This is a genomic window from Nocardioides sp. Z21_20 (genome assembly GCF_059766585.1).
Window position 1 is genome coordinate 74,372 of the sequence record NZ_JCBAJX010000005.1, and the last position, 20,329, is coordinate 94,700.

Below are 20,329 nucleotides of genomic sequence, written 5' to 3' on the forward strand. Positions count from 1 at the left end.
CGCGCTGGCGACTCAGAGGGCCTTGAGGATCTCCTCGGCCAACGGGGCCGAGGACGCCGGGTTCTGTCCGGTGAACAGCGTCCGATCCACCACGACGTGCGGCGTCCACGGCTCGGCCTCCTGGTAGTCCGCGCCGAGCGCGATCAGGCGGTCCTGCAGCAGCCACGGTGCCTGGTCGGCCAGGCCGGCCTGGCTCTCCTCGGCGTTGCTGAAGCCGGTGAGCCGGTAGCCCGCGAACGGGCTGGTGCCGTCGGCGTCGGCGGTTGCCAGCAGCGCGGCGGGGGCGTGGCAGACGATGCCGAGCGGCTTGCCCGACTCCAGGGCCGAGACCAGCAGGCGCCCGGAGGTCTCGTCGACCGCCAGGTCCTCCATCGGGCCGTGGCCGCCGGGGTAGAACACCGCCGCGTAGTCGTCGAGCCTGGTGTCCTCGAGACGCACCGGCGCCGCGAGCTGCTCGATGCCGTCGAGCTGGGCGGCGATGGCGTCGGCCTGCTCCTGTCCCCCGTTGGCGTCGGCGGCGAGGCTGGCCTTGTCGACCACCGGGGGCACTCCCCCGGGCGTCGCGATCACGACCTCGTGACCGGCGTCGGTGAAGACCCGGTACGGCGCCACGAGCTCCTCGGCCCAGAACCCGGTGGGGTGCTGGGTGCCGTCCTTCAGCGTCCAGTGCCGGGCTGCGGTGACCACGAGAAGGACCTTGCTCACGAGCTCTCCTTCGGTTGACTGCGTGCGGCGTCCTGCCCCCATCCCAACCCCCTCGCCCCCGCCCCCATTCCCCGCCCACCCGGCACGAGCTCACCTCGTACGGGTGCTGAGTCGGCGCGAACTCGCGTCGTACGGGTGCTGAGTCGGCGTGAACTCGCGTCGTACGGGTGCTGAGTCGGCGTGAACTCACGCTACGGGCGTGCGACTTCACGCCCGGTCGGCGTACCGAGCGCACGACTTCACGCCGACTCGGCGTGCTGGGGGTGCGACTTCACGCCGACTCGACGTGCTGGGTCAGGCTTCGTCGAGGAAGCGGTCGAAGACTCGGGCGCCGAAGTGGAGGGCGTCGACCGGGACCCGCTCGTCGACTCCGTGGAAGAGCGCGGTGAAGTCGAGGTCGGCGGGCAGGCGCAGGGGCGCGAAGCCGTAGGAGCGCATCCCGAGCTTGGTGAAGTGCTTGGCGTCCGTCCCGGCGCTCATCAGGTACGGCGCGACGAGGGCGTCGGGGTCCTCGGCCATCAGCGAGCGCGTCATCGCGTCCACCAGCGGGGTGTCGTAGGGCATCTCCCAGGGCTGCTGGTGGCTGACGAAGTCCATCTCGACGTTCTCCCCGCACAGCTCGGCGATCGTGGCGAAGAACTCATCCTCGTAGCCGGGCAGGAACCGGCCGTCGAGGTGTGCCGTGGCCTCGGTCGGGATGACGTTGACCTTGTAGCCGGCGTCGAGCATCGTCGGGTTCGCGGTGTTCCGGATGACGGCGCCCAGCATCCGCGCCGCCGGGCCGAACTCCTGGATCAGCGCCTCCGCATTCTCCGGCGTCGCCTCGGTCCCGGCGAGCTCCCCGACCGAGGCCAGCAGCACCCGCATCGCCGGGGTGAGCCGCACCGGCCACTCGTAGGCACCGATCCGGGCCACCGCTCCGGCCAGCTCGGTGATGGCGTTCTCGTGGTTGATCATCGAGCCGTGGCCGGCGCGTCCGCGGGCGCGCAGACGCATCCAGGCCATCCCCTTCTCGGCCGCCTCGATCAGGTAGATGCGCCGACCTCGCACCGTCGCGCTGAAGCCGCCCACCTCGCCGACCGCCTCGGTGCAGCCCTCGAGCTCCTCGCGCGCCACCTTGACCAGGTGCTCGGCACCCTTGTGCCCGCCGGCCTCCTCGTCGGCGGTGAAGCACAGCACGATCGGACGCTCGGGCAGCCGGCCCGCGCGGGTGCGGGCCCGGACCACCGAGAGCAGCATCGCGTCGAAGTCCTTCATGTCGACCGCGCCGCGGCCCCAGACGAAGCCGTCCTGGACCTCGCCGGAGAAGGGGTGCACCTGCCAGTCCTCGGCCGCGGCCGGCACCACGTCCAGGTGGCCGTGCAGCAACAGCGGCTCACCCGTCGTACCGCCCCAGTGCGCGATCAGTGACGTGCGCCCCGGCTCGGACTCGTACATCGTCGACGTGATCCCGACCTCGTCGAGCAGGGTGGCGACCAGCTCGGCGGCCTTGCGCTCCCCGGGACCCTCGGCATCGCCGTAGTTCGAGGTGTCGATGCGGATCAGGTCGCGGCACAGGTCCACGACCTCGGCGGCGGGGTCGTACGGCGCGGGCTGGGGGCTCTCGGTGACCATGGGCACATCCTGACATCTGCACCGCCCAGGGGGTCCGATGTGAGAGTTGGGGCGAACCTTTGTTACAGTTCCACAGCACTCGTCCGGGTGGCGGAATAGGCAGACGCGCTAGCTTGAGGTGCTAGTCCTCGTATAGAGGGTGGGGGTTCAAGTCCCCCCTCGGACACTGGAAAGGCCCCGGCTCCACGGGGCCTTTTCTTCATTTCAGACCGGGCCGCCGGCGGCGGTCTCCCGGGCGTCGATCGGCTCGCGCCGCCGCGGAGCACCGGCCCGCGCCGGGAACCGTGAGGCGAACCTCTCCGCGAGCGCGGTGATGGTCAGCGACGGGTTCACGCCGAGGTTCGCCGGGATCACGCTGGCGTCCATCACGTAGAGCCCCGGGTGGCCGTGCACCTGGTGGTCCGCGTCGACGACCCCCCGGCTGGCATCGGTGCCCATCACCGCGCCGCCGAGGATGTGCGCGGTGATCGACAGCCCGCCGACCGACTCCCCCAGCAGGTTCAGCGCGCGCCCACCGGACGCGGCCGCGAACGCCCGGGTCACCTCGTTGGCGATCGGCAGGTAGCTGGGCGGCCGCTCCCCACCGGTCAGCCGGGAGCGCAGCACCCGGCGCCAGGGCCGCAGCGGCGCCGCACGCAGGTCCAGGGCGAGCTCGCTGTCATGGTGCTGCATCGTGGTCAGCACGGTCAGACGCCGCAGCAGCCCGCGCGCGGACAGCAGCCGGGCCTGGGCCCCCGGGCGGGTGATCAGCTGGCCCAGCACCCGACGTGCCCGGCGGGCGGGCCGCGCGTCGTCCACCATCGGCCCGACCTGGAAACGCATGTGCCAGCCGCCGATGTAGCGGTTCAGGGTGGTGTGGGTGCGCTCGTCGGGGTGGAAGTCGCTCGAGATCGTCGGCCCCCGGGACAGGTCCTGGCCGGGCGGCTGCAGCACCGCCGTCAGCGCCTCGGAGTTCGTCCGCACGTGCTGGCCCAGACGCGGCGAGACCCTCGGCAGGGTGCCCAGCTCGTCGCGACAGCGGTAGAGCAGCTCCACGGTGCCCAGGACGCCGCCGGCGAGCACCACCTGCCGCGCGCGCACCGTGCCGGTCTCGCCGCGCCGCCACGGGTGGCGCACCCCCACCAGGTAGCCGCCCTCGGCCAACGGCTCGACGCGGTGCACCTCCTGCTCGGCGCGGATCCGGGCGCCGTAGCGCTCGGCGAGGTGCAGGTAGTTGCGGGTCAGCTGGTTCTTCGCGCCGTACGGGCAGCCGAGCAGGCACTCCCCGCACAGCCGGCAGCCGGTGCGCTCGGGCCCCTCCCCACCGAAGAACGGGTCAGGCTCGCGCTCGCCCTCGCGTCCGAAGTGGATGGCCAGCGGGACGGGCCCGAACGTCGCCTCGGCGCCGACCGCACGCGCGGCCGCCCGCAGATGATCGTCCATCGGCCCGTGGTGAGGGCTGGTCACCCGGCCCAGCATCCGCGCCGCCCGGGCCAGGTGGGGCTCCAGCTCGGCGCGCCACTCGACGCCCAGGCCGCTCATCGCGGGGGCGGCGTAGAAGTCCTCGCCCGGCTCGAGCAGCACGCCCGCCCAGACGATCGAGCCCCCGCCCACGCCGGTGCCGCCGATGATCGCCATGTGCCGGAAGATCCGCTGCCAGAAGAACCCGCGCAGCCCCAGCGAGGGCTGCCACAGGTAGTCGCGGGGGTCGCGCCTGGCGCGCACCAGGTCCGCGTCGGAGAGCCGCCGCCCGCGCTCCAGGACCAGCACCCGGTGCCCGGCCTCGGTCAGCCGCAGCGCGGTGACCGCGCCCCCGAACCCACTGCCGACGACCACCACATCCGCGTCGTACCCACCCTCGCGCGTCATGACCGGAGGTTAGCGGCCGGCGACCTCCCAGAAGGCCGCAATCCAGGCCCGAACCGGGACGTTCGGCCCTCGGCTGACGCCCCTGGCCGAGCTTCCTCGACACCCTGAAGTGCAGCGCCCAGAGCCCCTGGCTGGTCCGAGACGTACGACGGCGGCACCCGCCCAGCCGAGCGGGTGCCGCCGTCTCATTGTGCTGCGGTGCTTTCAGTGCTGCGGTGCTGCAGTGCTGCGGATCAGCGCACGGGCAGGTGCTCGTCCTCGAAGGGCGCGCCGGGAGCCGAGCGCTGCGAGCGCTCGGCGCGGGGCTCGGCGAGGAAGCCGCGCTTGGCGTTGGCCAACGTCAGTACGGCGTGCGCCGCCGCGTCGGTCATCTCGCCGATCGCCTTGCGGCTGACGTTGCTGATGTCGTCGCAGGCGCTGTGGTAGCACTTGTCGTAGGGACGCCCGGCCCGGCCGCCGAAGAGGCGAGCCTCCTGCGCCGTCTTGATTCCCTCGGCGCCGGTGAACAGACCCCCTGCCGGGATGCCCACCGCGATGAACGGCCCGTAGTCCGAGCGGCCGCTGAACTCCGTGGGCGCGCTGGCCAGCTTCTGGCTGCGGAAGTACCTGGTGAAGACCTGCTCGATGCGACCCGACCCGGCGGGTCCGGCCACCTCGGTGGCGGAGCCGTCACCGTCGTACACGAAGCGGGCGTAGTTGGGCGAGCCCACCATGTCGAAGTTCAGGTTGGCCATGATCTGCCGGCGGGCCTGCGTGCTGAGGGTGGAGACGTAGTGCTCGGAGCCGAGCAGCCCCGCCTCCTCGGCACCCCAGAAGGCGAACCGCACCTGCTGGCGCGGCTTGACCTTCAGCCGCGACATCTGCTGAGCGATCTCGAGGAGCGCCGCGCTGCCGCTGCCGTTGTCGTTGAGGCCGGGTCCCTCGAGCACCGAGTCGAGGTGGGCGCCGACCACCAGTGCCCGGTTCGGGTTGCCCTTCTTGGTGCGGGCGATGATGTTGCTGGTGCGGGCGGCGGCATCGGTGCGGGTGTCGGTGGTGACGTGCATGGTGACCTCGCCGGCTCCCGCCTGGGCGGCCAGCGCGGAGCCGTCTGCGAAGGACAGGCCGACGACCGGGATGGTGACCGGGGCCCCGAGCGTGCCGGTGCTCAGGTCGGTGCGCCCCGGCTGGCCCTCGTTGAAGATGATCGCCGCCTCGTAGCCGGCGTCCGCCGCGTTCTGGGCCTTGTCACCGAACGGGCAGGTGCCGCGCTGCATCAGGGCGATGGACGGCGTGGCGGGAGCGGCGGGGAAGTCCTCGTCCTCGCAGCCGGACGTGGACGAGGGCTCCGGGGTGGGCGGCAGGGTGAGGTCGATGGGGACGACCGTCCCGGTGACATCGCCGGCGCCGGAGAACTGGTAGGTGGCGGTCGTGTAGGTGGTCGCGGTGGGCGCGGTCTGCTCCAGCACCGGAGCGGAGAGCTCCTGGAAGAACGGGAACGTGAAGTACTGCTGGCGCACCAGGTAGCCGGCTCGCTTCAGCGTGCGCATCACGTAGGCCGCCGACGCGTCGTACCCGGGAGTGCCGGAGGCGCGGTTGCCGTCGTTGCGGTCCGCGATGCGCTGGAAGGCGCGTGCGTGCTCCATCACCCCGCGGGTGGTCACCGCCTTGCGCAGGGCCTTGCTGCTGACCTGCTTGGCGGGCCGCTGGGCAGCCTCCGCCAGGGACGTGCGAGCGGTCGGCTCGCCGGGTGGCGCTGCGGCCTGGGTGGTGGCCACGGGTACCAGCGACAGGACCAGGGCGCTCGCCCCACCTGTCGCGATCATACGAATACGGTGCAAGACGCCTCCTGAGAACGACGCCCGCGTCGGTGACCGGCGCGGACAGGTGGCGGGTCGACGTTCACACGCGTGGCCGGCCAACGGCCCCGAGCGCTCCCGGGTTCCCGAGCGGCTGGAGGGCCGCGCCTCAGGAAACCCCGCGCCGGTTCGGTTTGGCAAGAGGTTCTGCGGCGCAGTTGCGTGTCGGTTGCGCGCCGGTCGTGCCCGCCGTACTCGCCCTTGGCCGTGCGGTCAGGCGCCGACGCTGGTGGAGCCCTGCTGCGTGGTCGAGCCGGACTGCGCGGTAGGGACGGACGTGGCGCGGTTGCCGGTCATCCCCATATCGGCGTCCCGCATCAGCTCGGAGACCAGGCGCTGCCCCGTCTCCAGGGTCTCGTCGAGGGTCTCCAGGGCGCGCTCGTGGCGCCCGGCCTCCATCGCCCACTTGGCCGCGGCCATCCCCTGAACGAGGGTGTCGTTGATCTCGACCGCCTGCCGGTGGCGCATCGCGGCGATCTCGTGGGCCTGGCGCTGGCGCTCCGAGTGCTGCAGCCGATCGGAGGCGTCGCCCAGGAGGATCCCGACCAGGAGGTGAGGCAGGGTGCGCGAGGCCCACCCGAGCGCACTGAGGTCGACGGAGTCGACCACCACCCAGGAGGCCACGAGTGCCACCGCGATCAGCCCGGCCGCGACTCCCCCGCGTACGCCGAGGGCCAGGGCCAGCAGGGTGACCGGGAGCGCGTAGAGCATCGTGATGCCCTCGCTGGTGTCCGCGCCGAAGGCGAGGCGCAGCCCGAAGACCGCGGCGAAGAGGACCCCGGCGAGCACCACCGCCATGGCGGGGCGACGTCGAAACCAGGGCGCCTCGGCGCGGGCGACGACGAGTCGCTGGATGGGGTTCACTCGGCAATCCTGCAGAGTCGAGGCGCCAGATCCTAAGGACCAAGGTCCCGACTCTGCGCGTCCAAGGTCCGGTCTGTCGGCGTCCGGAGCATCGGCGTGCGCCCTGCGGGACGTTGGTCCTCGCCATGCGGACGGGAAGGCCCTGCCGGCACGCGAGGGGGACGGCGAGCATGAGGGCAGCACGCAGACCGATCATCCGGAGGCCCCATGTCCCACGCACCCGCCGACGTCGCCGCCGAGGCGGCCCTCCTCACGCAGGGGCAGCCATCCGCCGGTGCCACGCCTCCTGTCCGGATCTACCTGGTCGACGACCACGAGCTGGTCCGCCGCGGTCTGTGTGACCTCCTCGACGAGTACGACGACATCGAGGTCGTCGGGGAGTCCGCCACGGCAGCCGAGGCGATGGCACGCATCCCGGCCCTGCGACCGGACGTCGCGGTGCTGGACGGCAGGCTGCCCGATGGCAGCGGCATCGACGTGTGCCGACACGTCCGCTCGATCGACCCGTCGATCCAGGGCCTGATCCTCACCTCCTACGACGATGACGAGGCGCTGTTCGCCGCCATCGTCGCCGGGGCTGCGGGCTACCTCCTCAAGCAGATCGGCGGGGATGCGCTGGTCCAGGGCATCCGCCAGGTGGCCCGGGGGCAGTCGCTCATCGATCCCGCGCTGACGCTGCGCGTGCTCGAGCGGGTACGCACCGGGCAGAGCACCCACAGCGAGCTGGCCTCGCTGACCGAGCAGGAGCACCGGATCCTGGCCCTGGTCGCCGAGGGACTCACCAACCGCCAGATCGGTGAGCGCCTCTTCCTCGCCGAGAAGACGGTCAAGAACTACGTGTCGACGATCCTCACCAAGCTCGGCCTCCAGCGCCGTACCCAGGCAGCGGTGCTCGCCACCCGCCTGATGGCCTGAGCGCTCCGGGCGCGGGCTACCTCGAGCGCGGCCGCGCCCGCGCGGTGGCGGTGGCGGTGCGCGGGTCCTCGGGCCAGGCGTGGCGGGGGTAGCGCCCGCGCAGGTCGGCGCGGACCTGCGCATAGCCGCCGTCCCAGAACGAATCCAGGTCGGCGGTGACCGCGGCCGGGCGGCCGGCCGGCGAGAGCAGGTGCAGCAGGAGCGGGACCCGGCCCTCGGCCACCCGCGGCGTCGCCGTCCAGCCGAACACCTCCTGCAGGCGCACCGCGAGCACCGGCTGCGCGCCGGTGTAGTCGATCCGGTGCGAGGCGCCGCTGGGGACCTTCACCCGTTCGGGGGCGAGCTCGTCGAGGCGCCCGGCCTCGGGCCAGGGCAGCAGCCGGCGCAGCGCCGCCAGCACGTCGACCCGCCTCAGGTCGCGGGCGCCGCGCAGCCGGTGCAGCTCGGGAGCGAGCCAGACGTCGACGGCCGCCCGCAGCGCGTCGTCGGACAGGTCGGGCCACGGCTCCCCCAGCACCTCGTGCAGGAAGCCGACCCGGCGGCGCAGCGACGTGGCCGCCTCGGTCCAGGGCAGCAGCGACAAGCCCTCGGTGCGCAGCCCCTCGCGGATCGCGTCGGCCACCAGGTCGGCGGGCGGCTCGAAGGGCGCCGAGGTGAGCTCGACGGCCCCCAACCAGGTACGCCGCCGGGCGACCACCTGCCCGGCCACCCACGCCACCTCCTCCGTCTCGCGCCACAGGGCCGGCGCCGCCTCGAGCGCGGAGTCCTCGCCGATCGGCGCGGCCGCCCGGATGGTGGCGTCGCGCTGCCCGGGGCGTCGCTCGACGTCCGCGATGGCCAGCCAGGCGTGTCCGGCCAGGGCGGACGCCCCGGGGGCGAGCACGGCGCCGGTCCCCGACGTCATCAGGTACGCCGAGGAGCCGGCGCGGCGCCGGGCGATGCGGCCCGGGTGGGCGAGCGCCGAGACCAGGCCGACGGCGAGGTCGTCGTCGGTCCCCGCCTCGCCCGGGTGCTCGCGCAGCGCGGCGGGCAGCGAGGCGCGCAGCTGTCGGACCGTGCTCGCCCACAGCGTGGTGGCGGCTCCACCGCGGCGCATGGTGCGCAGACCGGCGACCAGGTCACCGTCCGGCACCCGCAGGTCCGAGGAGATCAGCGCCACGACCTCCGCCGCCCGCCGGGCGCCGACCAGCCGGGCACCGTCCAGCAGCGCCCGCGCCAGTGGCGGGTCCACGGCCAGGTCGGCCATCGCCCGGCCGCGCGCGGTCGGCGATCCGTCGTCGGCGAGGGCGCCCAGCGCCAGCAGGGTGGCCCGGGCCGCGGCCAGCGCTGCGGGTGGCGGCTGGTCCAGGAGGGCCAGCTCCGCCGGGTCCGGGCTGCCCCAGACCGCCGCCTCGAGGGTGAAACCGGTCAGGTCCGCGGTCGCGATCTCGGGCTCCGGATGAGCCGCCAGGTGGGCGTGCTCGGACTGTGACCAGCAGCGGTACACCACACCCGGGCCCTCGCGGCCCGCTCGTCCGGCCCGCTGCTCGGCGGCGGCCCGGCTCACGTTGACGGTGACCAGCCCGGCCAGTCCGCTGCGGTGGTCGGTGCGCGGCTGGCGGGAGAGCCCGGCGTCGACGACGACCCGCACGCCGGGCACGGTCAGCGACGACTCCGCCACGGCGGTCGACACCACCACCCGGCGCCCCGGTCCCGGGGTGAGGGCCCGGTCCTGCGCCGCGGAGGGCACCCGCCCGTGCAGGGCATGGACCTCGGCGCCGGCGCCGGCCAGCCGCCGGACCACCCCCGCGACCTCGCCGGCACCGGGCAGGAAGACCAGCACGTCACCGTCGTGACGAGCCAGGGCCTGGCGCACGCACCCGGCGACGTGGTCGAGGTACGCCGGGGTCACCCCGCGCTCGTCGAGGCGCCGCACCCCCGGCGGCGGCGGGCTCCACATCTGCTCGACCGGGTGCAGCGCGCCCGGCACTGCGATGACCGGAGCCGGGGACCCGTCGCCCAGCAGCCGCGCCGTCCGCTCGGCCTCCACCGTGGCCGACATCGCCACCACCATCAGGTCCTCGCGCAGGTGGGCGCGGACGTCGACGAGCAGCGCCAGGGCCAGGTCGACGTCGAGCTGGCGCTCGTGGACCTCGTCGAGCACCACCGCGCTCACGCCGGGCAGCTCCGGGTCGCGCTGCAGACGCCGCAGCAGGATCCCGGTGGTGACCACCTCGATCCGGGTCTGCGGGCCGGTGCGGCGCTCTCCGCGCACGGCGTACCCGACGCTGCGGCCCACCGTCTCTCCCAGCAGTCCGGCCAGCCGCCGGGCCGCCGCCCGTACGGCGATGCGGCGCGGCTGGGTGACGACCACCCGCCCGGGCCGCAGGGCGGCGACCGCCGGCGGCACCATCGTGGTCTTGCCGGTCCCTGGCGGCGCCTGCACGACCGCGATCCCGTGCTCGGCGAGCGCCGCGGCGAGAGCCTCCAGCCCCTCGACCACCGGCAGGGCCGGCGGTGCGCTGAGCAGTCGCTGGATCGGGTCGCCGGACACCCCTGAAGTGTGCACCGGCCCGAACGCTCGGCGCCCACCGGCCATTGCCTTGGACGGCGTGTCGCGCGAGGGTGGGGATCCAGCCAACCGAGGAGGCCCCCATGAGCGACGACGCCGCTCCCACCGCCATCCAGCAGCTGATCCAGGACCTGCGTGACGACCTCAAGGGGGCCGACGAGGCGCTCGCGCGGATGCGTGAGCACGCCGCCACCGGGAGCAGCTCGGTGCGCGAGGAGCTCGGCGCCACGCTGCGCCAGCTGCGCGCCGACGCCAGCCACGTGCTCGCCGAGCTCGACGCCAGCACCAGCGGGCGTCGCGCGGACTACCTCAGCGAGGCGCGGCGCCGACTCGACGCCAGCCGCGGCGCGCTCGACGAGATGTGGGTGCGCACGTCGCTGGGGCGCAAGGACCTGCAGGAGGACACCACCCGGCTGCTGGGCGCCGCGGAGAACGCCTGGCTCGCCGCCCGCTCCCGGCTCACCCAGGCTCAGACGGAGAGCAAGGACGACGACCTCGATGACGCGCGCACCGGCCTGGGCGAGGCGCTGCAGCGCTTCAACGGGGCCCTGTCCGAGGCCCGGTCGGCGTTCAACCGCTCGCGCGCTCAGTGACCTCGGCGGCGGCCGCGGCGTCCGTGTTCGTCTCCTGGGGAGCGACCACCATCACCGGGCAGTCCGCCTCGCGCAACAGCGTGCGGGCGGTGGCACCCAGGTGCGTCGCCGCGGGGACGCCGTGGGCGCGGCGCACCAGCACCAGCAGGTCTGCGCGGCGCGATGCCTCCACCAGGGCGCGACCGGGCGGCTCGTGCACCACGGTCACCTCGACAGGCACCTCCGGATACTCGCCACGGGCCTGCTCGATCAGCGGCTCGACGACCTCCCTGGCCTGTTCGGCGAAGCGCTGCCGGCCGACGCGGTCCACGATCAGGTCGTCGTAGGCGGCGGGCAGCTTCCAGGCATGCAGGACGACCAGCCGCGCCTGGCGCGAGGAGGCCTCGGCGAAGGCCGCGCGGAACAGCTCCGGCGCGTGGTGCGGCGACTTGAAGCCGACCACCACCTCCTCCTGCTCCGTGGCGGGTGGCCAGGCGGCCGGGACGCAGACCACCGGACAGGTCGCCCGTGCCGCCACCCCGGCCGTGGTGGCCATCCCCAGCGCCCGCTCGAGCAGCGAGCGGTCCGTGCGGCCCAGGACGATCATCCGGGCGTGCTCGGCGACTCGGGTGAGCGTCAGCGCCCGGCGACCGTCGTAGAGCTCCTGGGAGATGCTGAGCTCGGGGGCCAGCTCCTGCGCCGCAGCGGTGGCCGTGGCGAGGATCTGGTTGCCGGTGCGCTCCATCGCCATCCGGACCGCGAGGTCCACCGGCATCGCCGCGATGTGGTCGGGGCGCACGTGCACCAGCCGCAGGGAGGCGTCGGCGCTGCGGGCCTCGCGCACGGCGAAGCGCAGCGCCCCCAGCCCGGTGTCGTCGCCGTCGATCCCGACGACGATCGCCTGGTCGTGTGAGGGGGACATGGGCAGACCTCCGCTGTTGGTATCCGCCTCCAGCCTGGCTCGACCACCCTGACAGGGCAAGGGAACGCCTTCAGTCGGGCGCCACCGCGGGGGGCCGGAGGCGGCGCGGGATCCCGGCGTCGAGATGGGTGGTCGGGGTGGCCAGGCGCACCTTGGCGTCCACGCAGACGGCCCCGTCGGCCAGCACCATCACCGGGTTGAGGTCGATCTCGGCGATCTCCGGCACGTCGAGGCTCAACCGGCCCAGGGCGACCGCGATCCGCTCGACGGCCTCCACGTCGGCGGGCCGCGCCCCCCGGTGCCCGGCGAGCAGCGGCCAGATGCGCAGTGCCCGCAGCGACCGCTTCGCGTCGCCCTGGCTCAGCGGGGGCATCGAGAAGACGTGGTCGGCCCAGACGTCGACGGCGACCCCTCCGCTGGCGACCATCACCAGGGGCCCGAAGCCCGGGTCCCGGACGACGCCGAGCGCCAGCTCGACCCCGCCCAGCACCATCGGCTGGACCAGCACGGGCACGTCGGGTCGCCCCATCTCCGCGGCGAAGTCGGCCAGGCAGTCCACCACCGCGTCGCGACCGTGCACCCCGACCCGGACCAGCCCGCGGTCGGACTTGTGCACGACCGCCGGGTCGGCCACCTTGAGCGCGACCGGGAAGCCGATCTCCTCGGCCAGCGCGAGGCACTCCTCCACGCCGGTGGCGACGCGGCCCACCGGGGCGTCGATGCCGTAGAGGCCGAGCAGTCGGCGCACCTCGGCCGGGCTGAGCCAGCCGGAGTCGCCCCCGCCGGTGGCGGGCCCCAGCTGTGTCGTCGCCAGCGCGCGCGCACGCTCGGCCACCGCCGGGTCCTCGCCGGGCAGCTCGGTGGGCGGCGCCGCCAGCCAGGCGGCGTACCGGGCGGCGTGGGCAAGGGACTGGATCGCCTCGTCGATGGAGCGGAACGCCGCGTACGGCGCCCGCCCGGGCCCCTGGTGCCGCGGCACCTCGACGTCGCCGATCGCCACCAGCAGCAGGGGCTTGTGTGGGGCCGCCGTGCGCGTCTGGGCGAGCCCGGCGAGGACGCCCTCGGCGTCGCTCACCGCGGTCGCCGTGATCGTGACCAGCACGCTGTCGACCTCGGCGGAGGTGAGCATCCCGCGCACCGCCGCCAGGAAGTCCTCACTGGCGACGCTGGCACCGAGGTCCACGGGGTTGCTCGCACCGATCGTGCCCGAGAGGTAGGACTCCATCTGGTGCTGGTCCTCCCCCGACAGCTCCGGTACGACGATGCCGACGCGCGAGGCGGCGTCGGCCGCCAGGACGCCGAGGCCGCCGGCGTTGCCGACGATGCCCACCCGCGGGCCACGGGGCACCGGCTGGGTGGTGAGCAGCAGCGCGGTGGCCGCCAGGTCGTCCAGACCCCGGCAGCCGATCACCCCCGACTGCGCGAACAGCGCATCCACGCCGACGGAGGGGACGGCCGCGGCGGCGGTGTGCGAGGCGCCCGCGCGCCGGCCCCCGGTCGACCGGCCACCGACGACCGCGAGCAGCGGCTTGCGCTCGGCGAAGCTGCGGGCGACCCGGGCGAACTTCTGGGCGTTGCCGAAGGACTCCAGGTAGAGCACGGCCGCCGATACCTCGGCGTCCTCGAGCCACGCCGAGAGCAGGTCGTTGCCCGAGACGTCGGCCTTGTTGCCCAGCGAGACGAACGACGAGATGCCCAGGCCCGACTCGCGGGCCCGGTCGAGCAGGCCGATCCCCACTCCTCCGGACTGGGTGGCCACCGCGAGACCGCCGCGGGGCGGCAGACCGCGGGTGAAGGTGGCGTTGAGCCGCACGCCCGGCTGGTTGGCCATCACCCCGAGGCAGTTCGGGCCGACCAGGCGCAGGCTGTGTCGCCGGGCCACGGCCAGCATCTGGTGCTGCATCGCCCGCCCGGCCGCGCCCATCTCGCTGAAGCCGCCGGAGAGCACGACCGCCGCGCGCACCCCGGCCCTGGCGGCCTGCTGGATCACCGCGAGGACCTGCGCCGCCGGGACAGCCACCACCACCAGGTCCACCGGCTCGTCGAGGTCCTCCAGGCTGCGGCAGGCCGGCACCGCGTCGATCTCCTCGGCGCTCGGGTGCACCACCACCAGGCGGCCGGTGAAGTCGTCCTTGCGGATCGCGTCCAGGACGGCGCGCCCCACGCCGCTGCCGTCGCGTCGTACCCCGACCACGGCCACCGAGCGGGGCCGCAGCAGCGGGGCGAGCGAGTGCGCCTCGGAGAGCCGCTCGCGCCGGTCGGCCGCGGCCACCGCCTCGGCGGTGGCGGCGGTGTCCAGGGTCATCACCACGGTGCCCGGCTCGCGCTGGCGCTCGGCCGCGAAGCCGGTGTCGCTGAGCACCCGCAGCATCTGGAGGTTCTCGGGCAGCACGTCGGCGGTGAACCGCCGGATCCCGCGGTCGCGGGCGTGCGCGGCGAGGTGCTCGAGCAGCAGCGTGCCCGCCCCCATCCCGTGCGCCTGGTCGGCGACCAGGAAGGAGATCTCCGCGGTGGCCGGCTCGGTGGGCTCGGCCGTGGCCACGCCGATGAGCTCGTCGGCCACCAGCAGCAGCAGCACGATCGGGCGGTCGGCCTCCTGGGAGGACTCCGCGGTCATCAGGTGCTCGACGTAGTTGTGTCCCGCGGCGCGCCCGGCGGTGAAGAAGCGGAACCGGTAGCTGTCCTCGGAGACCTGGTCGTGCAGCTCCAGCAGGGCCTCACGGTCGGTGCTCATCAGCGGCCGCACGGTCGCGACCCGGCCGTCGGCGAGCAGCACGTCGACCGCCCCGCGGACGGGACGGCGCACGGGCGTGGGCTGGATGGTCATCGGGGCTCACTCCTCGGGGGCGGGGACGTCCTGACGTCAGCCCAGCAGTTCACCAGGCCAGTGACAAGGACCCTAGGCCCCCACCGCCCCGCACCCGGCCCCGGTCAGTCCGGGGCGGGGTGACGTCGCAGCAGGAACGGCGTGCCGCCGGCGCGCCGCGCGCCCGGCACGTCGAGGTAGGTCATCGCGACGAGCTCCCCGCCCGCGCCGCGTCGTACCTCGTCGCGCACCCACCGCCAGGGCCGGGGACCGTCGGCGGCGTACGACACCACGACCGCCGGGCGCCCGTCGGCCAGCGACGACCCCAGCCGGGCGGTCATCGGCAGGGTCTCGAGGAGCCGCCGGGGATCGAGCACGGCTTCGCCGGCCGAGGGTACGCCGTGCCGGGGACGCACCAGGTTCACCCCGGCCAGCGTCTCGCCGTCGGCGGCGCCGAAGCGCTTGCCCCACCACCGGGGCAGACCGATGAGCCCGAGCCCGGCCGGGGCCACCCGTCCCAGCGGCGCCAGGAAGGAGGCGGCGAGGTCGCCGACCAGCTCCTCGAGCTCGGGGGCCGGCAGGCCGGACCAGCCGCGGCGCAGCGACCGCAGGCTCGGCGCTGCGCTGTCGGGGCCAGTTGCGCTGTCGGCGGATGACAGGGGCTTCGTCACGCCCGCCACCCTAGGGCGCTCGCGAGTGCGGCCGAGCGGGCGCCACGCACTAGCCTGAGCCGGTGTCCACCGCGCAGCGCCCCTTCCGAGTCGGCTTCGTCACCGGAGCGACCCCCGACAAGTGGGCCGGCGTGTGGCGACGTCGTCGACGCGACACGCTGGAGCTGGTCCCGGTGGAGCAGGCCGAGCAGGAGACCGGGCTGCGCGACGGGACCCTCGACATGTGCCTGGTGCGGCTGCCCGTGGACCGGGGCGGGCTGCACCTGATCCCGCTCTACCACGAGCGCCCGGTCGTGGTGGTGGCCAAGGACCACGTGGTCAGCGCCTTCGACGAGGTGGACCTCGCGGACCTGGCCGACGAGCAGCTGGTCCAGCCGCCCGAGGACGTGCCCGGCTGGAGCGAGGTGGCGCGAGCCGAGCGGCTGGACTGGCCGCAGATGAGCCTCAAGGACGCCATCGAGGTGGTGGCCTCCGGCACCGGGATCGTGGTGGTGCCGATGTCGGTGGCCCGCCTGCACCAGCGCAAGGACGTGGTCTACGTGCCCGTCGCCGGGGTCCCCGAGACCCAGATCGGACTGGCCTGGCTGATCGACAACGAGGACGAGCGGGTCCAGGAGTTCATCGGCATCGTGCGCGGGCGCACCGAGCGCAGCTCCCGGGGCTGAGCCGCCGCCCGCTGCGGTGGGCTCGTTCCGGCGGCTCGCTCCGGCCGGTCCGCTCAGGCGAGCAGCTCGGACAACCGGGCGCCGAGCACCCGGGCACTGGCGTCCACCAGCGACGGCCAGTCGAGGGCGCCGGCGTCGGCGTTGTCCGAGACGTGCTTGAGCATCCGCACCGGGACCCCGACCTGCCGGCAGGCCCACGCCACGGCGTACCCCTCCATGTCGACGAGGTCGGCCCGGGTGGCCAGCCGCGCGCGCACCGCGGGGTCGCTGACGAACATGTCGCCGGTGGCCAGCACGGTGGCGTCGCCGCCCTCGAGGCTGAGCCGGTCGTGCGGGTCGTGGCCGAGCGCACGGATCGCGTCGGCGGCGAGGTCGTGGTTGAGCACGGCGCCCGGCTCGAAGACGCCGCTGAGCCCGTCGCGCAGGGCGCCCGCGGTGCCCAGGTTGACGACTGTGTCCACCGCGCCGGCGCGTGCCAGCAGGGCCAGGGTGGTGGCCACCGCCGCCTGCGTCTTGCCGATGCCGGTGATCTCCACCGCCACGCCGTCGGGGACGTACGCCGCCTCCTCGGCCGTCGCCGACACCACCAGGACCCGGTCCGCACGCAACGTCTGCACGGGCAACACGCTAGTGCGCGCTCGGGTTTGTCGCCTCCCGTGGGGGGAACCGACCAGGGTTGAGTCCATCCACATCTCACCCCGATGGGAGGCGGCGCACCCGTGCGCCGACACCGTGAAGAAGCAAGCCCCTGTCCCCCACCCCGCCCTCGACGCGCACCTCAACGTCCCGCCGCAGCAACGCTCACCGGGCCTCGACCGCGTCGTCTTCGGCGTCACCGCGGCGATCGCGATCGCGTTCCTGATCTGGGGGTTCGTCAGCACCAGCTCGATGGCCACGGCGTCCGACACGGCGCTGGGCTGGACGATGTCCAACACCGGCTGGCTCTTCGTGCTGACCTCGAGCGCGTTCGTGGTGTTCGTGATCTGGCTCGCGCTGAGCCGCTTCGGCAACATCCCGCTGGGCCGTGACGACGAGGGCCCGGAGTTCCGGACCGCCTCATGGGTCGCGATGATGTTCAGCGCCGGCATGGGCATCGGCCTGATGTTCTACGGCGTCAGCGAGCCGGTCACGCACTTCGTCACCCCGCCGCCGGGGACCGGTGAGGCGGGCAACCCCGAGGCCGCCCAGAACGCCATGGCGACCACGCTCTTCCACTGGTCGCTGCACCCGTGGGCGATCTACGCCGTGGTCGGCCTGGCGGTGGCGTACGGCGTCTACCGCAAGGGCCGTATGCAGCTGATCAGCGCGGCCTTCGAGCCCCTGCTGGGCCGTCACACGCACGGCCCCGGCGGCAAGGTCATCGACATGCTGGCCATCTTCGCCACGCTGTTCGGCTCGGCCGCCTCGCTGGGCCTGGGCGCCCTGCAGATCCGCAGCGGGCTGGAGATCGTCGCCGGCATCGGCGCCATCGGCAACGGCGTGCTGGTGATGATCATCGCCGCGCTGACCGCGGCCTTCGTGCTCTCCGCCGTCTCCGGGGTGAGCAAGGGCATCCAGTGGCTGTCCAACACCAACATGGTGCTGGCGGTCTGCCTGGCCCTGTTCGTGTTCGTGGTCGGTCCGACGGTGTTCATCCTCAACCTGATCCCCACCTCGATCGGCGCCTACATCCAGGACGTCGCGATGATGTCCGCGCGCACCTCCACCCAGGGCGCCGCGGCCACCGAGTGGCTGGAGACCTGGACGGTCTTCTACTGGGCCTGGTGGCTGTCCTGGACGCCGTTCGTCGGCATGTTCATCGCCCGGATCTCCCGCGGCCGCACGATCCGCCAGTTCGTCAGCGGGGTGCTGCTCGTGCCCAGCCTGGTCAGCCTGGTCTGGTTCTGCATCTTCGGTGGCGCCGCGATCGACCTGCAGAGCAACGGCGTCGACATCGCCAGCGCCGGGGGGATCGAGTCCCAGCTGTTCACCACCCTGGAGTCCTTCCCGTTCGCCACCGTGACCAGCGTGCTGGTGATGGTGCTGGTGGCGATCTTCTTCATCTCCGGTGCCGACGCCGCCGCCCTGGTGATGGGCTCGCTCTCCGAGCACGGAGCGCTCGAGCCCTCCCGCACGGTCGTGGTCTTCTGGGGCGTCGCCACCGGCGCGGTGGCCGCGGTGATGCTGCTGGTCGGCGGTGAGGACGCCCTCAACGGCCTGCAGACGGTGACGATCGTCGCCGCGCTGCCGTTCGTGCTGGTGATGATCGGGCTGTCGGTGTCGCTGGTGAAGGACCTGCGCTCCGACCCGCTGATGATCCGGCGCGCCTACGCCATCGAGGCCATCGAGCAGGCCGTCGTCAAGGGCGTCACCGAGCACGGTGACGACTTCGTGATCAAGGTCGACAAGGATCCGGACGCCGGGGTGAGCTCCGACCTGACGGTCAAGCCCTCGGACCCGTCCGTGAGCCCATCCGCGGGGACCGCCGCAGACGCGGCTGCCGCAGACCCGACCGCCGAGGACCCGACCGCCGAGGTCCGCAGGAACGCTGTCGCGGAGTGAGTCAGGCTGCCGCCCCGACGCACGATGCGTCGGGGCGGCGTGCGCTCAGAGGTCCCGGCCGAACATCGCCGCCGTGGCGCGGGCCGACGGCGTGCCGGCGTCCAGGTCCGCACCGTGCGCGAGCAGCGAGGCGATGACGTCGTCCTCGCCCTTGAACACGGCGCCGGCCAGGGGCGACTGGCCCCGGTCGTTGAGCCGGTTCACGTCGGCGCCGCGCTGCGCCAGGCCGTCTACGAGGGCCGCTTGCCCGTGGTAGGCGGCCAGCATCAGCAGCGTGTTGCCGGACGGGTCCGCAAGGTCCACCGGGACACCGGCGTCCACGTAGGCCAGGACCCGGTCGGATTCCCCGGCGCGCACCCAGTCGAAGAGCTGATGGGCCAGGGCGATCAGCTCCGCGCTCGCCTGGCCGGTCTGGTCCGTCCCACCCGCCGGAGCGCCGGAGCCGGGCTCGTCCGGGGTCGTCCCACCTGTCGTGCTGTCGTCGTCCGCCATGACCCCGAGTCTGGCACTCGGCCCGCGGACCCCGGCGCCTAGGCTGGCCCCATGAGCTTCGTGGAGCCCGGCACACCCGAGGACCTGACGACGGGCGTCCGCGCCGGCTTCCTCGCCAGGAACGGACGCGAGGCCCAGGTGGTGGGCCGCGCCCCCGGCCGGGTGAACCTGATCGGGGAGCACACCGACTACAACGCCGGCCTCTGCCTGCCGCTGGCGCTGCCGCACGCGACGTACGCCGCACTCGCGCCTCGCGACGACGACCGGGTGCAGGTCACCAGCGCCCAGGTGGAGCAGCCGTGGACGGGAACCCTCGCCACCTGCGGACCCGGCGGTGACCAGGGCTGGGCGGCGTACGTGACCGGGGTGCTGTGGGCGCTCGCCGAGGACGGGCTGGCGGTGCCGGGCCTGGACGTGCACGTGGAGAGCACCGTGCCGGTGGGAGCGGGCCTGTCCAGCTCTGCGGCGCTGGAGTGCGCCGTGGCGGTCGCCGTCGTGGACCTGCTCGGGCTGCCCCTGGACGACGCGCTGCGGCGCAGGTTGATCGACGCCTGCATCCGGGCCGAGGCGGAGGTGGCCGGCGCCCCGACCGGTGGCATGGACCAGACCGTGTCGCTGATGGCCACGGACGGCGGCGCGCTGCTGATCGACTTCGAGGACGGCTCGACCCGCGACGTTCCGCTGCCGCTGGAGGAGGCCGGCCTCGCCCTGCTGGTCGTCGACACGGGGGTCTCGCACGCCCTCGTCGACGGCGGGTACGCCGCCCGGCGAGCCGACTGCGAGGAGGCGGCCCGCGCGCTCGGCGTCGCAACGCTGCGCCAGGCCTCCGAGCCCGACCTCGCGCGGCTGACCCACGAGCGGCTGCAGCGCCGCGCCCGTCACGTGGTCACCGAGAACGCCCGGGTCGAGGCGACATCGGCGGCTCTTCAGGAGCGCGACTGGGCGGCGGTCGGCCAGGCCCTGAGGGGCTCCCACCTCTCGCTGCGCGACGACTTCGAGGTCTCCTGCCCGGAGCTGGACGTGGCCGTGCACACCGCGCTGGAGGCTGGCGCCCTCGGTGCCCGGATGACCGGTGGCGGGTTCGGCGGCTCCGCCGTAGCGCTGGTGCCCCAGGACCGCCTCGAGGCGACGGTCCGCGCGCTGGACGTGGCGTTCGTAGCCGAGGGCTGGGCCCGCCCCACCTACCTCCGCGCCGTCCCCTCCCCCCGCGCCCAAACCCTCTAACCCCCCGCCGAGTCGGCGTGAACTCGCGCCCCCACCCCGCCGAGTCGGCGTGAACTCCTGAACTTGCGCCGACTGGGTGCCCTGAGCGTGCGAAGTTGCGC

General features: G+C 73.9%; 16 protein-coding genes and 1 tRNA gene. 6 read left to right on the forward strand and 11 right to left on the reverse strand.

Annotation, left to right across the window (positions count from 1 at the left end; all coding sequences use genetic code 11):
* Positions 1-12: 12 nt before the first annotated feature.
* Positions 13-705 (reverse strand): type 1 glutamine amidotransferase domain-containing protein, encoded by a 693-nt coding sequence (locus AC6EH9_RS10345; protein WP_498422817.1) that lies wholly within the window; start codon positions 703-705, stop codon positions 13-15.
* Positions 706-999: 294 nt separating this feature from the next.
* Positions 1,000-2,319, reverse strand: coding sequence for a M20/M25/M40 family metallo-hydrolase (locus tag AC6EH9_RS10350; protein ID WP_498422819.1), 1,320 nt, complete (start codon positions 2,317-2,319; stop codon positions 1,000-1,002).
* Between the two features lie 81 nt (positions 2,320-2,400).
* Here AC6EH9_RS10350 and AC6EH9_RS10355 point away from each other — a divergent pair.
* A tRNA-Leu gene (locus AC6EH9_RS10355) sits at positions 2,401-2,485 on the forward strand.
* 38 nt (positions 2,486-2,523) lie between these two features.
* Here AC6EH9_RS10355 and AC6EH9_RS10360 read toward each other — a convergent pair.
* The 3 genes from AC6EH9_RS10360 to AC6EH9_RS10370 form a co-directional block, all read right to left on the reverse strand.
* Positions 2,524-4,167, reverse strand: coding sequence for an FAD-dependent oxidoreductase (locus AC6EH9_RS10360; protein WP_498422821.1), 1,644 nt, complete (start codon positions 4,165-4,167; stop codon positions 2,524-2,526).
* 233 nt (positions 4,168-4,400) lie between these two features.
* Positions 4,401-5,972, reverse strand: a complete 1,572-nt coding sequence (locus tag AC6EH9_RS10365; RefSeq protein ID WP_498422822.1) for a M28 family metallopeptidase — start codon at positions 5,970-5,972, stop codon at positions 4,401-4,403.
* 246 nt (positions 5,973-6,218) lie between these two features.
* Positions 6,219-6,869 (reverse strand): hypothetical protein, encoded by a 651-nt coding sequence (locus tag AC6EH9_RS10370; RefSeq protein WP_498422824.1) that lies wholly within the window; start codon positions 6,867-6,869, stop codon positions 6,219-6,221.
* 207 nt (positions 6,870-7,076) lie between these two features.
* On the opposite strand from AC6EH9_RS10370, the gene AC6EH9_RS10375 reads away from it, so the two are divergent.
* Complete coding sequence (locus AC6EH9_RS10375; protein WP_498422825.1) at positions 7,077-7,784, forward strand: response regulator; 708 nt, start codon at positions 7,077-7,079, stop codon at positions 7,782-7,784.
* A gap of 16 nt (positions 7,785-7,800) precedes the next feature.
* Here AC6EH9_RS10375 and hrpB read toward each other — a convergent pair whose 3' ends face one another.
* Entirely contained in the window at positions 7,801-10,317 is a 2,517-nt protein-coding gene (gene hrpB / locus AC6EH9_RS10380) for an ATP-dependent helicase HrpB (protein WP_498422828.1), read from the reverse strand.
* Positions 10,318-10,418: 101 nt separating this feature from the next.
* Here hrpB and AC6EH9_RS10385 point away from each other — a divergent pair, with 101 nt between their 5' ends.
* Positions 10,419-10,928 carry a hypothetical protein gene (locus tag AC6EH9_RS10385; RefSeq protein ID WP_498422830.1) on the forward strand — a complete coding sequence of 170 codons (510 nt, stop codon included), beginning with the start codon at positions 10,419-10,421 and terminating at the stop codon, positions 10,926-10,928.
* Here AC6EH9_RS10385 and AC6EH9_RS10390 read toward each other — a convergent pair.
* From AC6EH9_RS10390 to AC6EH9_RS10400, 3 genes are all read right to left on the reverse strand, one after another.
* On the reverse strand, positions 10,906-11,829 hold the full coding sequence (locus tag AC6EH9_RS10390; protein WP_498422831.1) for a universal stress protein: 924 nt from the start codon (positions 11,827-11,829) through the stop codon (positions 10,906-10,908). The two genes, AC6EH9_RS10385 and AC6EH9_RS10390, sit on opposite strands and share 23 nt — an antisense overlap.
* A 70-nt stretch (positions 11,830-11,899) precedes the next feature.
* Positions 11,900-14,656 carry a bifunctional acetate--CoA ligase family protein/GNAT family N-acetyltransferase gene (locus tag AC6EH9_RS10395; RefSeq protein WP_498422832.1) on the reverse strand — a complete coding sequence of 919 codons (2,757 nt, stop codon included), beginning with the start codon at positions 14,654-14,656 and terminating at the stop codon, positions 11,900-11,902.
* 104 nt (positions 14,657-14,760) lie between these two features.
* A complete protein-coding gene (locus tag AC6EH9_RS10400; protein ID WP_498422834.1) occupies positions 14,761-15,306 on the reverse strand; it encodes a hypothetical protein in 546 nt (181 codons plus the stop codon).
* A gap of 62 nt (positions 15,307-15,368) precedes the next feature.
* Between AC6EH9_RS10400 and AC6EH9_RS10405 the strand changes: the two genes are divergently transcribed.
* Positions 15,369-15,971, forward strand: coding sequence for a LysR substrate-binding domain-containing protein (locus tag AC6EH9_RS10405; protein WP_498422837.1), 603 nt, complete (start codon positions 15,369-15,371; stop codon positions 15,969-15,971).
* Between the two features lie 53 nt (positions 15,972-16,024).
* Here AC6EH9_RS10405 and AC6EH9_RS10410 read toward each other — a convergent pair whose 3' ends face one another.
* Positions 16,025-16,588: a nucleosidase gene (locus AC6EH9_RS10410; RefSeq protein WP_498422839.1), complete on the reverse strand. Its 564-nt coding sequence runs from the start codon at positions 16,586-16,588 to the stop codon at positions 16,025-16,027.
* A 115-nt stretch (positions 16,589-16,703) separates the two neighbouring features.
* On the opposite strand from AC6EH9_RS10410, the gene AC6EH9_RS10415 reads away from it, so the two are divergent.
* The gene (locus AC6EH9_RS10415; RefSeq protein ID WP_498422841.1) at positions 16,704-18,512 is read left to right on the forward strand and encodes a BCCT family transporter; all 1,809 of its coding nucleotides are present in this window, start codon (positions 16,704-16,706) and stop codon (positions 18,510-18,512) included.
* A gap of 45 nt (positions 18,513-18,557) precedes the next feature.
* Here AC6EH9_RS10415 and AC6EH9_RS10420 read toward each other — a convergent pair whose 3' ends face one another.
* Positions 18,558-19,004 carry an ankyrin repeat domain-containing protein gene (locus AC6EH9_RS10420; protein WP_498422844.1) on the reverse strand — a complete coding sequence of 149 codons (447 nt, stop codon included), beginning with the start codon at positions 19,002-19,004 and terminating at the stop codon, positions 18,558-18,560.
* A gap of 51 nt (positions 19,005-19,055) precedes the next feature.
* Here AC6EH9_RS10420 and galK point away from each other — a divergent pair, with 51 nt between their 5' ends.
* Positions 19,056-20,228 (forward strand): galactokinase, encoded by a 1,173-nt coding sequence (gene galK / locus AC6EH9_RS10425; RefSeq protein WP_498422846.1) that lies wholly within the window; start codon positions 19,056-19,058, stop codon positions 20,226-20,228.
* Positions 20,229-20,329 lie beyond the last annotated feature (101 nt).